Genomic DNA, 13,775 nt, shown 5'->3' on the forward strand with positions numbered 1-13,775 from the left:
CTGTCGGGCCCGCAGTCGGGCCCGTCGGGAGCCTCCGGGCCAACCGCGCGACCCAGGCGCCTGCCAGGCAGGCGGGCCTCGCGCGTGGCCCTGATCGCCACTGTCGTCGCCGCAGTGCTGGCCCTGGCCCTGGTCGTCTCCCACGCCCCCGGCACGCCGCACCACCAAGGTGAGGTCTTCCTCGAGGCCGCCGGGACCACGGGCGCACACCCGTTCACGGAGGCGACCACGCCGGACGGCGATCCACCGCCGGCCGCGCCGTCACCGGCCGCCCCGGCCGCAGGCAACGCGCCGCGCAGCCTGGACGGCGACACGCCCGGCTTGTACGGCGGGACCCGCAGCGCCACCCGCTGCAACGTGAACCAGCAGATCACCGCCCTGCGCGCGGACGCGTCGAAGAAAACAGCCTTCGCCTCCGCGCTCGGCATCGAGCCCTCCACCGTCCCCCACTACCTGCGCACCCTCACCCCCCTGCGCCTGACCAGCGACACGCTGGTCACCAACCACGGCTACCAGAACGGCACCGCCACCAGCTACCCGTCCGTTCTGCAAGCCGGCTCCGCCGTCCTGGTCGACGACCGCGGCGTCCCCCGCGTGCGCTGCGCCTGCGGCAACCCCCTCGCTCCGCCCGCGGCCGAGCAGGCCCCGCCCCGACCGGCGGCCCGCCCATGGCCCGGCTACCGTCCCTCACACGTCGTCGCCGTCACCCCGGCACCCCACCCCGTGCACACCTTCGTCACGGCAGACCTCTCGCCGACGGACCGGTCCACCCGCCGACACGGCGACCACAGGGACAAGCACGAGAGCACGACCACGCCGCCGCCGACGCACACTCCGACCGCATCGGGCCAAGCCTCGACACCGCCGAAGGAGAATCACTCGAAGGACACGTCCTCGAAGCCGCCGGAGAAGCGCTCGGAGGACACCTCCTCGCCAGGACCCAGCCGGCCGCCGTCGTCCTCCCCCGAGACTCCCTCGGCTCCGTCGTCGCAGTCCTCGAAGCCTCGAGCCCCGAACGTCGTACAACCGCCCTCGCCTCCAACGTCCCCGTCCCCCGCACCTGAGAGCGTCGCGCCCCCGGATTCCGCCTCCTCGCCGGCTCAAGTCGAGCCCGAGCAAGAGTCGCCCCCGCCGGACAGCCCGCCCTCCGGGTGACGTGCCGGCACAAGCGGCACCCGGCGTCACGTCGTCCACATGGAGGGAAAACGCGGGTCGGGGAGGTAGGCGCAGTACGTGCCTGTGCGGATGGTGCGGTCGAGGTGTTCGCCGAGCGGTGGGCAGGCCTCGCGGAGGCGGCCGATGGCCTTGCGCAGGGCTTGCGTCACGGCGGCCCGGGCCCGTTCGGACGCCGCTCCGGCACGGCGGTCGCGTCCACCGAGTCCGACCGCCCGCGCGAGTTCACTGATCAGGAAATCTCGTTCGAACTCGGCCTGTGCCTCACGGGCCGCGTCACCGGCACTGCGGGCTTCTTCGATGTCGTCGTCGATCTCGGCGAGCCGTCTGCGGTACATCCGCTTGGCCCGGTCGTCCAGGAGGGGACCCGCGTCGCCGGCGCGCAGAAGCCCTGCCGCGCGCGTGGGGTCGTCGCTCTCCGCGGCGACGAGGTCGAGGACGTGCAACTCCCGGCCCGGCGCGCCGAGCAGCCGGGCGAGGTGGTGCATGCCTTTGCTGTCGCGGACGGTCAAGCGCCGCCCGTCGAAGACGATCTTCCAGAAGTCGGCCTCCCGGACGAACGCGTTCGGCCCGGTCGTGGCCGGCTGCGCCGGGGGAACCGCGGGTGCGGTGGCGATCCGTTCGAACTCGGCACGTGCCGCCTCCCGCTCCAGCGTCTCGGCCCGCGTGCGGCCCAGGTCGTGCTGGGCATCGGCGAGGCGGAGCCGGCACTCCGCCGCCTCGTACGGCGCGCCGATCTCGTTCCAGGCGCGCACCGCGTCGGCGAACAACGCCGAGGCGCCGGCCGCGTCGCCCTCGGCAAGGAGGACATCGCCGTGCGCCTGGAGCGCCGACGCGGCGAGCGCGTTGCTGGCGAAGCGGGCGGCCACCTCGTCGAGTTCCCGGGCCGCGGCCCGGGCCGTCTGCGGGTCGAGACGGACCGCGGCGATCTTCACCTGCGCGTCCAGCAGCGGCGCCCGGCGCAACTCGGTGGTGGGGGGAAGCTCCTTCGACGGAACGGGTCGGGGCCGCATGAGCGCCTCGTCGATCGTCGCGGCTGCCGTGTCGGCGTCACCGTCGGCGAGTCGGACGAGCGAGAGCACCGGCTCGGGATCCCACCCGAGGCGATGGGCATCACGCAGTGCCTCCTCGGCGCCGGTCAGATCGCCGCGCCGCAGCCGGATACGGCCCAGCTCCGTCAGGGGCCAGCCCAGCTCGCGCCGGACGTAGGGACGCAGTTCCTCGCAGGCGAGCAGGGCCGATTGGCGGTTCGGCCCCGATGAGGCCGCGGCGATCCGTCGGCCGACGCTGTCCGTCGTCGGCGGCGACACCGGCCGTCTGTGGGTCGAGGTGGCCGAGCTCCTGCGCTCCGCCGTGCCGGACATCGAAGAGTGCGTCATCGAGGGCGTGGGGCATCTCCTGCATGTCGAGCGAGCCCGGCCGGTCGCCGAGGCCATGGCCCGGTTCCTGGCCCGTCACCCGATCACGTCCTGACCGAGCGCGCTCAGCAGAGGAGGTCTCAAGCCGGGAGGAAGGTGATCACACATCGGGTTCGGCCACGAGGAACTGTTCGGCCCAGACCGTCTTGCCGGTGGCCGCGTGCCGGGTGCCCCAGCGCTGAGCGAGCTGGCCGACGAGCAGCAGGCCACGTCCTCCCTCGTCGAAGGTGCGGGCGCGGCGCATGTGCGGGGCGGTGCTGCTGGAGTCGAACACTTCGCAGATGAGGGTGTGGCCGGCGTGGATCAGTCGCAGCTGGATGGGCGGGCGGCCGTAGCGGAGGGCGTTGGTGACCAGTTCGCTGACGACGAGTTCGGTGATGAAGGCGGCCTCCTCCAGCTGCCAGGCGGTCAGCTGGTCGGTGGCGTGCCGGCGGGCCTCGGCGACCACGGTCGTGTCGAAGTCCAGGTCGTAGGTGGCGACCCGGTCGGCGGGAAGGGCCCGGGTGCGGGCGATCAGCAAAGCGACGTCGTCGTCGGGGCGATGGGACAGCATGGAGGTCAGGATCCGGTCGCACACCGTGTCCAGCCCCTTCGCGGGGCGGGCCAGGGCCTGGAACATCCTGTCCAGGGCGTCGTCGATGTCGTGGTCGCGGGCGGCGAGCAGCCCGTCGGTGTACAGGGCGATCAGGCTGTCCTCGTCCAGCACGGTCTCGAAGGTCTCGAACGGCAGCCCGCCCAGGCCAAGTGGCGGCCCCGGCGGGACGTCCAGGAAGCGGACCGCGCCGTCCGGGGCCACCACCGCCGGCGGTGGATGACCGGCCCTGGCCAGGGTCAGGCGCCGTGATACGGGGTCGTAGACGGCGTACAGGCAGGTGGTGCCGATGCCCCCGGCGCTCTCCGCGGCACCCTCCGCGCCCGCCTCCTCCGCCGACAGATGCAGCACGAGATCGTCGAGATGGGTGAGCAGCTCGTCCGGCGGCAGATCGACGTCCGCAAGGGTGCGCACCGCGGTGCGCACCCTGCCCATGGTCGCCGAGGCACGGATACCGTGGCCGACCACGTCACCCACCACCAGTGCCACCCGCATCCCGGACAGCGGGATCACATCGAACCAGTCCCCGCCCACCCCTGCCCGACCGCCGGCCGGCAGGTAGCGGGTGGCGATGTCCAGGGCCTGCTGATCGGGCAGCGTCTGCGGCAGCAGACTGCGCTGCAACGTCATCGTCGTGGTGTGCTCCCGGGTGTGGTGGCCGCGGCCGTGCATGGCCATGGCCGCTCTTGCCGTGAGCTCCTCGGCCGTCGCCAGGTCGTCCGCCCCGAAGGGCTCGGGGCGCCGGCTGCGGCTGAAGAGGGCCACGCCCAGAGTGCCGCCGCGGGCGCGCACCGGCACCACCATCACCGAATGGGTCCCCGCCACTCGCAGCCAACCGGCCTGCGGATCCTCGGCGGCCCACTGTGCGATGGCGGGATCTCTCACGCCGTACACGGCGCCCCGCCCCTCGGTCAGGCACCGGGCCACCGGCGACGACCCCGGGTAGCGGCACGTCTCAGGGGCCGCGGCGGCGGGCTCCTCCCCCGCGACAAAGGAGACCGGTCCCTCCTCGCCGATCGACCGCACGGCCGTGCGCCCCAGGGTCACCGGCCCACCGGGAACCCCGGCGGGCACCTCCCCGCCCTCGGGGGCCGGCAGCAACTCGACGGCGGCGAAGTCCGCAAGGGCGGGGACCACGACGTCGGCCAGCTCCTGCGCGGTGCGCTGTACGTCCGAGGTGGTGCCGATCCGGGCTCTGACGTCGTCCAGCCACCGCATCCGCTGCCCGGCGAGTTGCTGGGGAAGCGCGTGGTGCGCCTCCAGACACACGGCGCGCACCCGGCCGCCCGCGTCCTTCAGCGGGGACAGCGACGTGGGCCGGCCGTGCTGGTCGCTGACACCCGTCGGGCCGAGGAAGGCCGGTATGTCCTGTACGCCACCGCCCTCAAGTACCAGGCGCATCCTCGACTCGACCTCGTCACTCACCGGATCCGGCGCGATCTCCGGCAGACGCAAGCCCCGCATCTCCTCCTCGGTCAGCGACAGCGCACCCTCCATGCCGCTGTTCGCCCGCACCAGCCGTAGATCCGTGTCGAAGACCGCAAGCGCGCAGGGCGACTGACGAAACACCCACTCCCCCAGCACCTCACCCCCCGGCAGACGCCCTGCGTCTGCGGGCAGGCGCGGGTCGGCCGCCGCCGCGGACAACAGCAACCACTCGGGGGCCAGGCCGTTCGGCCTGCGGCGGTGGGCGAGCAGACGCCGTTCGAGCCGGTGACCGTCCCGGTGCCGCAGCCCCACCGTGCCGCTCCACCTCTCCCGCCCGGCCGCCTCCCGCGCCCGCACGCCGACATCCTCGGCCAGCAGCCACGCCGCGGGGCGCCCCACCACCTCCGACGAGCCGTAGCCCAGCAGCCGCCGTGCACCCTCACTCCACCCCGTCACCACGCCCCGCCCATCCACGGTGGCCGTCGCCGTGTACGCCGATCCCGGCGCAGCGTCCGCCTGCGCCTCATCGGGAGGAGTGGGACCTCGCACCATCGCCGCTCATCACACCCTTCACAAACCCACACAACCCGGGCCCACTCACCAGCATGATCCTGACAGCCGACCACCACCAACCCGGAGGCCTCGACGGTGGTCTGTCACACGCCTGTGACAGTCGGCGGACACCGTCATGACGTCACCCAGGCAGCCTATTTCGAAAGGGGACAAAACGAGCCAATCAGGCATTTTGCTCTCTGCTTCCGAGGGTGTGAGCAGGGACGACCGAGCCGACACGCCGGAGAAGATCCCATGCGCCACCTCACACCCGCCACGCCGACCGTCCAGGCCTCCGGGCCCGCCACGGCAACCGGACCCGCATCCGCACTGGCACCGCGCGAGCTGGAAACGCTGCGCCACATCGCGTCGGGCTGCACCTATCTGCAGGCAGCCCGGCAGATGGGGCTCTCCAAACACACCGTCGACGCCTACCTCCGCCGCATCCGCACCAAACTCAACATCAACACCACAGCCGAACTCACCCGGCTTGCCATCGCCCTCGGGCTCTGACGCCCTTGGCCGCCGGCCCTGCGCAACACGGCTCAGGTGCTCGGTGCAGTCGCCGTGCAAGCGGGGATCAGGGGCAGGACCGCTTGACGTCGTGCTCGACGGTGACCCGAAGGGCGCCCGTCATGCGCTCCTGGTGTCGTCCACCCGCTCACCCTCCGCCTGGGACGGCTCGGTCCTCGGGACGTCCGGGTGCTGTTCCACGGCCGCACGCTCGGTCGGATCGTCGCGCTCACCCTCGGCCTGGGAGGGGGTGTGGGAGTACAGCCAGGGTTCGTAGTCCGAGTCTCTCGTTTTCATGGCGGGCCTCCCTTGCTCGCTCCTCTCCCATGGTCCTCCCTCCACCGGCGCGGAGCGAGGGGGCCGAAGTCGACGACGCCTGCGTGCGTCCCCCAGGAGACGGCGATGTTCACGGATACAGGTCGCCGGGGCACGGTCACCCAGTTCGCCGGGAACCACGCCGCGATCCCGACGCCACGTCACCGAGCGGGTTTCTCCCGGATCAGCGAGTACCGGCCGAGCACATGCCGGCGGTGGCGCACACCGGGCAGCAGTCGCCATGCCGCAGCCCACACCTCCCCGTAGCTCAGCCTCGGGGTCGGCGACCGGCATGCCGCGGGCACCGCGCAGCACCTTTCGTGATCCGCACGACCGGGGCAGCCGCGATCAGCGTCGCCCACTGGGGGACGCCACGCTCGCGCCAGCTCACGCATGCGGGTGAGGGCCGCCTCGAACCTTCGCCCGTCCGGCGAGCTTCCGCGCCGGCGACCCGTCCCCGCAGCCGACGTCCAGCGCAGCGGCGCACCCCTCGGGAACGGCGCGCAGGATGCCCGGATGCCGGGGGCGTACGAACCCGTCCACGGCGAACCGATACGCCCGCAGGTCCACCACCGGTGGTGAGCCGCCGGGCCTTCCCGCCCGTCCGCGGGAAGAATGCCGGCGTGACGGAACACCACAGCAGCCGCCTCGACGACATGGCCCTGTACGACCTCCAGTACCTCCGCAACGCCCTGGCCCCTCTGCTGAGCCGTCCCGGCCCCCTCACACCGAACGATCTCGAACCGTACGACCAGCTGCACTACCTCGGTCACCAGGCCCTCGACAACGCCGTCGTGCAACTGGGTCTCAGCCCGGGCGCGCGGATCGTGGACATCGGCGCCGGGCTCGGCGGCCCGGCCCGGTATCTCGCCGAGCGGTACGCCTGCCACCTCACGGCCGTCGAACTGCAGCCGGACTCCACAAGTTGAGCGAGGAACTCACTTCGCTGTGCCGGCTGACGCGGCGCGTCCGGACCGTCCGGGCCGACGCCCTGACCCTGTGCGGCGTGGAGTGGTCGCAGCGGTACGACCACCTGATCTCGCTCCTGGCAGTCCTGCACATCCCGCGCCGCGGCGCACTCCTCGGCGTGTGCGAAGACCTCCTGCGCCCCGGCGGCACCTTCTACGTCGAGGACTTCTACGCCCGTCGCCCCCTCACCACCGGCGAACGGGCCGCCCTCGCCGACCTCGTCGCCTGCCCCAACCTCCCGGACGAGGCCCGATATCGCGAGGACCTCCACCGGGCGGGCTTCACGGACTTGGCATGGACCGACGCCACCGACCTGTGGCTGCCCTGGGTGCGCGAGCGGGCCCAGGCCTTCCGCAGCGGCTGTCCGGAGCGGGTACGGCTGCACGGTGAGCCGCTCGCCGGGCGGCTGATGCGGTTCTACGACACGGTGAACGCCCTGTTCGCGGGCGGCGGGGTCGGAGGGGTGCGGCTCTCGGGGCGGCGGAGCTGACACCGCACTCCTCACGCCGACGGCTCCGCTCACCCCGCTGAGGGCAGGTGTGCCTCCACCCCGAAGGGGAAGACGGTATTCCATTAGGCATATATGCGGCATTTCTGAGCGGCGCACCGCATCCGGCCGGCCCTTCCGCCACCTGGGCGGCGCACCCCGATCATGCCGGCCAGAGGAGCTGCGGACGCATGAGCAAGGGGGAGAGCGAACCGACGGCGCCGGCGGGCGCCGACTGGCGCGAGCAGGTACGCAACGCGCGCCGGACCCGTACGCGCGCCCGGAACATCCGCAAGGCGGCGCGTCACGCGATGCCCTGGTGGCGAAGGGTGTTCCCCACCTGGCGCATGGTGCTCAGCACCTTGCTCACGATGGTCCTCCTCATCGTCGCCGCCTTCGTCGCCCTGTACGTGACCGTTCCGGTTCCCGGTCCCAACGCCGCCGCCGTGAGTCAGAGCAACATCTACTACTACGCCGACGGCACCGAAATCGGCCGTACCGGTCCGGTCAACCGCGCGTCACTGCCGCTGTCGGAAATCTCCGTCAACGTGCAGCACGCCGTGGTCGCGGCCGAGGACCGTACGTTCTACTCCAACCAAGGCGTGGATGCCCAGGGCATCCTGCGCGCGGCGTGGAACACCGTCACCGGCAAGGGGCTGCAGGGCGGATCCACGATCACCCAGCAGTACGTGCGCAGCTACTACCTCGATCCCGAGCAGACCCTCGAGCGGAAGCTGAAGGAGGCCGTCATCGCGATCAAGGTCAGCCAGACGCAGAGCAAGGACGCCATCATGGCCGGGTACCTCAACACCAGCTACTTCGGCCGCAACGCCTACGGCATCAAAGCCGCCGCACAGGCCTACTTCGGCGTCCGCGCCTCGCAGTTGACCGTGGGCCAGAGCGCCTACCTCGCCGCTCTGCTCAAGGCCCCCAGCGTCTACGACGTCTCCACGGCGACACCGGCGCACCGGGCCGCGGCCGTCGCGCGCTGGAACTACGTGTTGGACGCCATGGCCGACCTGGGCTATCTCAGCAGCCGCGAGCGCGCCACGACGGTCTTCCCCGCGCTCAGGCCGCCAAGTCCCACCCCCGGAGTCGGCGGCCAGGCCGGATACCTGATCGACATCGCCCGCCGGTACCTGATCGACCACGACATCCTCGACGAAGCCATGCTCGGCGCCGGTGGCTGGCAGATCACGACCACCTTCGTCAAAAAGAACCAGGACGCGCTGGGCGCGGCGGTGACCAAGGTTCTGCGGCAACTGCCGGACACCCGCAAGGCCCGGTACATCCGCCTCGGCGCTGCCTCCGTGGACCCGTCCACCGGAAAGATCGTCGCCGCCTACGGCGGTCCCGACTACGCCGCGCGCCCCTACAACGACGCCACCCGGCACGACCTCCAGGCCGGTTCCACGTTCAAGCCGTTCGACCTCGCCGCCGCGCTGCAGCACGGCGCCACCACCCAGGACCATCACGCCATCACCCCTCGGACCCGCTACGACGGCACCAGCCGCCGCTGCGTGACCGGCCTGCCCGCCCGGCTGCACTACTGCCCGCCCAACGAGGACGACGTCGACTACGGTCCCATCAGCCTGCGCACCGCCATGATGAAGTCCGTCAACGCCGTCTACGCGCAAGTGGGCGCCGACGCCGGTCTCGCCGACGTCCGCCGAGCCGCCATCGCGGCCGGTCTGCCCGCCGACACACCCGACATGGGCGCCACCCCCGCCCTCACCCTCGGCGTGGCCACCCCCAGTCCACTCGACATGGCCGGGGCGTACGCCACCTTCGACAACCACGGCAAGCGCATCCTCCCGTGGTCGGTCCAGACACTGACCCGGAACAACAAGACCTACGAACTGCCCCGCCACCGGGCCGTCCAGGCGTTCTCCCGCGCCACCGCCGACCAGGTCACCTCCGTACTCAAAGGCGTCGTCAGCGCGAACGGCACCGGCTATCTCGCCACGGCCCTGGGCAGGCCCGCCGCGGGCAAGACGGGTACCACGGACAGCAACCTCTCCGCGTGGTTCGTCGGCTACACCCCCCAACTGTCCACTTCTGTCGCAATGTTCGCCGAGAATCCCACCACCCACACCCGCATCCCTCTCGGGGAGGCCGCCGGCATCAGGCGCGTCAACGGTGGCTCGTACCCGACCCGGATATGGACCACGTACATGGCCGCCGCCCTCAAGGGCCGGCCGGTGCAGGACTTCCACCTGATCGTGCCCACACCCGCCACCCACGCACCCCGAACCCCGGCCGGCACGCACGCCTCCCCCACGCCGGCACAGACCACCGCCCCCACCCACGAGTCCACATCAACGCCCCCGCCCTCCCCGACGGCTCCCGCCACACCGACACCCACCACCGTCACACCGTCCACGATCACACCGACCACGCCCCCGACAATCACCCCCGTCCCCACCACGACGACGCCCCCACCGGATCCCACCAGCACCGCCCCGCCGGTCAGCGGGAACAGCACCGACGACACCGGCTGAGGATGTGGGGCGCCTGCGGCAGGAGGAAGCGCCGTGGCCGCCGGGACCGACGACTGATTGGCTGAGAGAGGGTCGGTTCTCCGGTCGAATCTTCGGCAGGACTCTCGAACCTCGCCCGGCCTGCGCTCGTTGAACACCCACGACGAGGTCCGGGGCATCACTTCCGACCAGCACGGCCAGGAGCTTCGGACCTACAGCCGACCTGCGCCACGCCGGTCATCGAAGAGACACGAAAGAAGCATGCAAGCTGACAAGGTCGGCACTGCCGCAGTGCCGTGTGTGGTGATCTCCCTGGCCCGGGAGCGAAGCGGTCCGTTGCTGAGGGACGCCCGCAGAACACAACTGCTGCCGCCGGTGGTCAACTCCTGGGGGACGCCGCAGGCCTATGGAGAGCTTCTGACCCAGCCGCGCCCGCTGGCGGTCATGGACGTGCCGGACGAGGGCTGCCCGCAGGAACTGGCGCACCGCGTCGGCATTCTGCGGAGGCTGGCGCCCGTGACGGTGCTCGCACCGGACACCACGTGTCCCGCGGCGCTCCTCGAAGCGGGCGCGACCAACGTGCTGACCCGCAGCATGCCGATCGAGGAACTGGCTGCCCGGCTGGCCGCGGACCAGCGATGGGCCGCGAGAGGGCCGCACGCTCTCCGGTCCCGGCAGCGGCACCCGCTGCCTCCTCATCTGCTTCCCCGGCAGGCGTCGCAGCGAGTGCTCCTGCGTCTCGTCCTCGCCGACCCCGGCCCCTGGTGCTGTCACGACATGACCCGGCTACTGGGCCCGGCCGACCAGCCGTTGACCAGAGCTGCCCTCCGGGCCCGCATGCCCAGGCTGGAACCCCACCTCGGCCGCCTCGGGCTGACCCTGCGAAGAACCGGTGGCTGGGGGCGCTTCTCCTACACGGTCCTGCCCGCGTCCGGCCTCGGCACGGCCCCGATGCAGGCAGCCTGAAGCCTTTCGTCGGCAACCGCGGAGCCGCATTACTCCGGTGCAGCCGGCGGGGACTCCTCACGCCCGCCGACCCTGGGATTGCGGACCGCCAGGAGGGCCGCGCCGATGTCCGCTGCCGTACGCGGGTCCGCGAGGGACCGGCCCGTCAACTCCTCGATGCGGCGCAGCCGGTAGCGGACGGTGTTGGGGTGGACGAAGAGGGTCTGGGCCGCGTCCGTGGCGGAGCCGGCCGCGGCGAACCAGTGCTCCAGGGTTTCGAGGAGGCGGGCACGCTCCGCGGCCGGGAGCTCGAGCAGGGGTCGCAGAGCCACCTCCACGAGGTGTGCCGCTTCGGTGGGAGCGGCGGCGACGACCATGGCCAGCGGATTGTCGTCGAACCGCGCCACGCCGGGGCCGGTGCCGCGCAGGCCGCCCAGGGCGAGACGGGCGAAGCGCAGCGCTTGCGGGGTGTCCCGCAACGAGTGAAAGCGCGGGCTGACGCCGACCCGGGCGTGGGAGCGGTTCAGGATGCGCAGGCAGGTACTCTCCGCCGTCGACGCGGGCAGGGCGATCAAGCCGATCTGCTGGTCGGGCAACAGCCGCCAGGCCGAGGGCAGTCGGGCCTGGCGCAGGGCGGCCTCGATCCCCGTCAGCGGCTCCTCGCCGGGAGCGTCGGCCACCGCCGCGGCGACCGCGTAGGGGCCGCGCTCGGGCAGGCCCAGCTCGCGGGCGGCCTCCCACAGCGTGGTGCGGTCGGCGATGGCTCCGGTGAACAGCGCCTCCACCAGCGCCGACCGCCGAGCCTGACGCTGCGAGGTCAGCTCCGCGGCGGTCTCCCGGTAGGCCGCCGCCACCGCCTCCGCGTAGAGGCCGAACAGCGCCCAGATCTCCGCCGAGCGGGACACGAGCTGGGCGTCGGAGACCTCGGGATGGGTGCGTGACTCGTCGACGATCTCCGACCACAGGAGCTCGAAGCCGATCCGGTACGCGTGCAGGGTGTCGGCCAGGGGCATGCCCTGCTCGGCGCGGATGCGGCCGGTCTCACGGGCCGGGGTGGGGTCCGGGGCGCCGGCACGGCGGAAGTGGCTCAGGATCAGGTCCGCGTTGGCGGTGCACGAGCGGCGCAGCGAGTCGAAGGGGATCAGCGACTCGTCCTTGTAGGCGTCGACGTCCGAGCGGATGCGCTGCGCCATCCGCTCACCCAGTTCCGGAAGCCTCGCATGAAGCGCCGAGGCCACCCCCGAGAGGTCCATTCCCGCAGCTTAACGCCCTGATTTTGTTCCCGGGAACAATCCGGGAGGGGAGACGCTGTCATGCCGCCCATAGGCCGTCGCCGTGGGTGGCAGCACCATGTCGTCCACGTGAACGGCGGATTTCAACGGTGACATTCGTGGAGGCGGGTCATGGCCAATCTGGCTGAGTTCCTGGTGGAGACGGCAGGGCGGCAGCCGGGACGCCCGGCACTCCGCCTGGGAGAGCAGGTCACCGGCTACGCGGAGCTGAACGAGCGCAGCGCCCGCGCCGCCGCGCTGCTGCGGGCCGAGGGGGTACGGCCGGGAGACCGGGTCGCCCTGATGCTGCCCAGTGTTCCCGAGTTCGTCGTGCTGTACTACGGCGTGCTGCGTGCCGGGGCCGTGGTCGTGCCGATGAACCCGCTGCTGAAGACGCGGGAGACCGAGTACCACCTGAACGACTCGGGGGCGGTGCTGCTGTTCGAATGGCATCAGGCGCCGGGCGAGGGTGCGCAGGGAGCGGCTGCCGCCGGCGTACGGCACATGCCGGTCGAGCCCGGGGCGTTCGCCGGGCTGCTGGCCGGGCACGAGCCGCTGTCCGGGGTCACGGACGTGGACGGCGAGGACGTGGCCGTACTGCTGTACACCTCCGGGACCACCGGCCGGCCCAAGGGTGCCGCGCTCACTCACGCCGGACTGCGGCACAACACCGAGGTCAACGCGGTTCACGTGCAGCAGATGACACCGGACGACGTGGTGGTGGGCTGTCTGCCGCTGTTCCACATCTTCGGCCAGATATGCACCATGAGTGTGGCCGTCCGCAGCGGCGCCTCCCTCACCCTGATCCCCCGTTTCGAGCCGCAGACCGTACTGGACGCCATCGCCCGCGACGGGGCCACGGTCTTCGAAGGTGTACCGACCATGTACGCGGCGCTGCTGCAGCACCCGTCGGAAGCGGACGTGTCGACGCTGCGGATGTGCATCTCCGGCGGTGCCTCGCTGCCGGTGGAGGTCCTGCACGGCTTCGAGCGGCGCTTCGGTTGCGCGGTGCTGGAGGGCTTCGGCATGTCCGAGACGAGTCCGGTGGTCACCTTCAACCACCCCGACCGGCCGCGGAAGGCCGGGTCCATCGGCACGCCGATCAAGGACGTGGAGGTGCGGCTCCTCGACGAGAAGGGTCAGGACGTGCCTCAGGGCGAGATAGGCGAACTGGTCGTCCGCGGGCCGAACGTGATGAAGGGGTACTGGAACCGTCCGCAGGAGACGGCGGCCACCGTCCCGGACGGCTGGCTGCGCACCGGCGACCTCGCGCGGCAGGACGAGGACGGCTACCTGTACATCGTCGACCGCAAGAAGGACATGATCATCCGCGGTGGCTACAACGTCTATCCGCGGGAGATCGAGGAGGTTCTGCACGAGCACCCGGCCGTCGCGCTGGCCGCGGTGGTGGGTGTCCCGCACGATCATCTGGGTGAGGAGATAGCGGCCGCGGTGGTCCTGCGCCCGGGCGCACAGGCCGCGCCCGGGGAACTGCAGCAGTTCGTCAGGGACCGGGTCGCGGCGTACAAGTACCCGCGTGAGGTGTGGCTCGTGGACAGTCTGCCGACCGGTCCCAGCGGCAAGATCCTCAAGCGGGAGATCACCGCGCCGGCGGGGTGAACACCGCTACGG

The 13,775-nt window shown here is 71.7% G+C and carries 12 protein-coding genes; 8 read left to right on the plus strand and 4 right to left on the minus strand.

The features are described 5' to 3' along the window. The first annotated feature begins 84 nt into the window (after positions 1 to 84). Positions 85 to 1,155: a DUF6777 domain-containing protein gene (locus ABZO29_RS04975; protein ID WP_367318892.1), complete on the plus strand. Its 1,071-nt coding sequence runs from the start codon at positions 85 to 87 to the stop codon at positions 1,153 to 1,155. A gap of 26 nt (positions 1,156 to 1,181) precedes the next feature. Here ABZO29_RS04975 and ABZO29_RS04980 read toward each other — a convergent pair whose 3' ends face one another. Beyond that, positions 1,182 to 2,483: a hypothetical protein gene (locus ABZO29_RS04980; RefSeq protein ID WP_367318893.1), complete on the minus strand. Its 1,302-nt coding sequence runs from the start codon at positions 2,481 to 2,483 to the stop codon at positions 1,182 to 1,184. A gap of 19 nt (positions 2,484 to 2,502) precedes the next feature. Here ABZO29_RS04980 and ABZO29_RS04985 point away from each other — a divergent pair, with 19 nt between their 5' ends. Next, entirely contained in the window at positions 2,503 to 2,646 is a 144-nt protein-coding gene (locus ABZO29_RS04985) for an alpha/beta fold hydrolase (protein WP_367318894.1), read from the plus strand. Positions 2,647 to 2,691: 45 nt separating this feature from the next. On the opposite strand, the gene ABZO29_RS04990 is transcribed toward ABZO29_RS04985, so the two are convergent. Then, the gene (locus ABZO29_RS04990) at positions 2,692 to 5,163 is read right to left on the minus strand and encodes a SpoIIE family protein phosphatase (RefSeq protein ID WP_367318895.1); all 2,472 of its coding nucleotides are present in this window, start codon (positions 5,161 to 5,163) and stop codon (positions 2,692 to 2,694) included. 255 nt (positions 5,164 to 5,418) lie between these two features. Here ABZO29_RS04990 and ABZO29_RS04995 point away from each other — a divergent pair, with 255 nt between their 5' ends. Then, a complete protein-coding gene (locus ABZO29_RS04995; RefSeq protein ID WP_367318896.1) occupies positions 5,419 to 5,676 on the plus strand; it encodes a response regulator transcription factor in 258 nt (85 codons plus the stop codon). 120 nt (positions 5,677 to 5,796) lie between these two features. On the opposite strand, the gene ABZO29_RS05000 is transcribed toward ABZO29_RS04995, so the two are convergent. After that, positions 5,797 to 5,973 carry a hypothetical protein gene (locus ABZO29_RS05000; protein ID WP_367318897.1) on the minus strand — a complete coding sequence of 59 codons (177 nt, stop codon included), beginning with the start codon at positions 5,971 to 5,973 and terminating at the stop codon, positions 5,797 to 5,799. A 641-nt stretch (positions 5,974 to 6,614) separates the two neighbouring features. Between ABZO29_RS05000 and ABZO29_RS05005 the strand changes: the two genes are divergently transcribed. The 4 genes from ABZO29_RS05005 to ABZO29_RS05020 all read left to right on the plus strand — a co-directional run bounded on the left by ABZO29_RS05005 (position 6,615) and on the right by ABZO29_RS05020 (position 10,893). Continuing rightward, complete coding sequence (locus ABZO29_RS05005) at positions 6,615 to 6,920, plus strand: cyclopropane-fatty-acyl-phospholipid synthase family protein (protein ID WP_367318898.1); 306 nt, start codon at positions 6,615 to 6,617, stop codon at positions 6,918 to 6,920. After that, a complete protein-coding gene (locus ABZO29_RS05010) occupies positions 6,917 to 7,450 on the plus strand; it encodes a hypothetical protein (RefSeq protein ID WP_367318899.1) in 534 nt (177 codons plus the stop codon). The genes ABZO29_RS05005 and ABZO29_RS05010 overlap by 4 nt, the downstream gene beginning before the upstream one ends. Before the next feature lie 188 nt (positions 7,451 to 7,638). After that, a complete protein-coding gene (locus tag ABZO29_RS05015) occupies positions 7,639 to 9,948 on the plus strand; it encodes a transglycosylase domain-containing protein (protein ID WP_367318900.1) in 2,310 nt (769 codons plus the stop codon). Positions 9,949 to 10,188: 240 nt separating this feature from the next. Continuing rightward, positions 10,189 to 10,893, plus strand: coding sequence for a hypothetical protein (locus tag ABZO29_RS05020; RefSeq protein ID WP_367318901.1), 705 nt, complete (start codon positions 10,189 to 10,191; stop codon positions 10,891 to 10,893). 29 nt (positions 10,894 to 10,922) lie between these two features. On the opposite strand, the gene ABZO29_RS05025 is transcribed toward ABZO29_RS05020, so the two are convergent. Beyond that, complete coding sequence (locus tag ABZO29_RS05025; RefSeq protein ID WP_367326044.1) at positions 10,923 to 12,110, minus strand: PucR family transcriptional regulator; 1,188 nt, start codon at positions 12,108 to 12,110, stop codon at positions 10,923 to 10,925. 165 nt (positions 12,111 to 12,275) lie between these two features. Between ABZO29_RS05025 and ABZO29_RS05030 the strand changes: the two genes are divergently transcribed. Beyond that, positions 12,276 to 13,763 carry a long-chain fatty acid--CoA ligase gene (locus tag ABZO29_RS05030; protein WP_367318902.1) on the plus strand — a complete coding sequence of 496 codons (1,488 nt, stop codon included), beginning with the start codon at positions 12,276 to 12,278 and terminating at the stop codon, positions 13,761 to 13,763. Positions 13,764 to 13,775: the final 12 nt, after the last annotated feature.

The sequence above is a fragment of the Streptomyces sp. HUAS ZL42 genome (genome assembly GCF_040782645.1).
Taxonomy (GTDB): domain Bacteria; phylum Actinomycetota; class Actinomycetes; order Streptomycetales; family Streptomycetaceae; genus Streptomyces.

Excerpts from the sequence above, each read along its gene's own strand:
- ABZO29_RS04990 (WP_367318895.1), bottom strand. The coding sequence starts at position 5,163 with ATGGTGCGAGGTCCCACTCCTCCCGATGAGGCGCAGGCGGACGCTGCG.
- ABZO29_RS04995 (WP_367318896.1), top strand. The coding sequence starts at position 5,419 with ATGCGCCACCTCACACCCGCCACGCCGACCGTCCAGGCCTCCGGGCCC.
- ABZO29_RS05000 (WP_367318897.1), bottom strand. The coding sequence starts at position 5,973 with ATGAAAACGAGAGACTCGGACTACGAACCCTGGCTGTACTCCCACACC.
- ABZO29_RS05015 (WP_367318900.1), top strand. The coding sequence starts at position 7,639 with ATGAGCAAGGGGGAGAGCGAACCGACGGCGCCGGCGGGCGCCGACTGG.
- ABZO29_RS05020 (WP_367318901.1), top strand. The coding sequence starts at position 10,189 with ATGCAAGCTGACAAGGTCGGCACTGCCGCAGTGCCGTGTGTGGTGATC.
- ABZO29_RS05030 (WP_367318902.1), top strand. The coding sequence starts at position 12,276 with ATGGCCAATCTGGCTGAGTTCCTGGTGGAGACGGCAGGGCGGCAGCCG.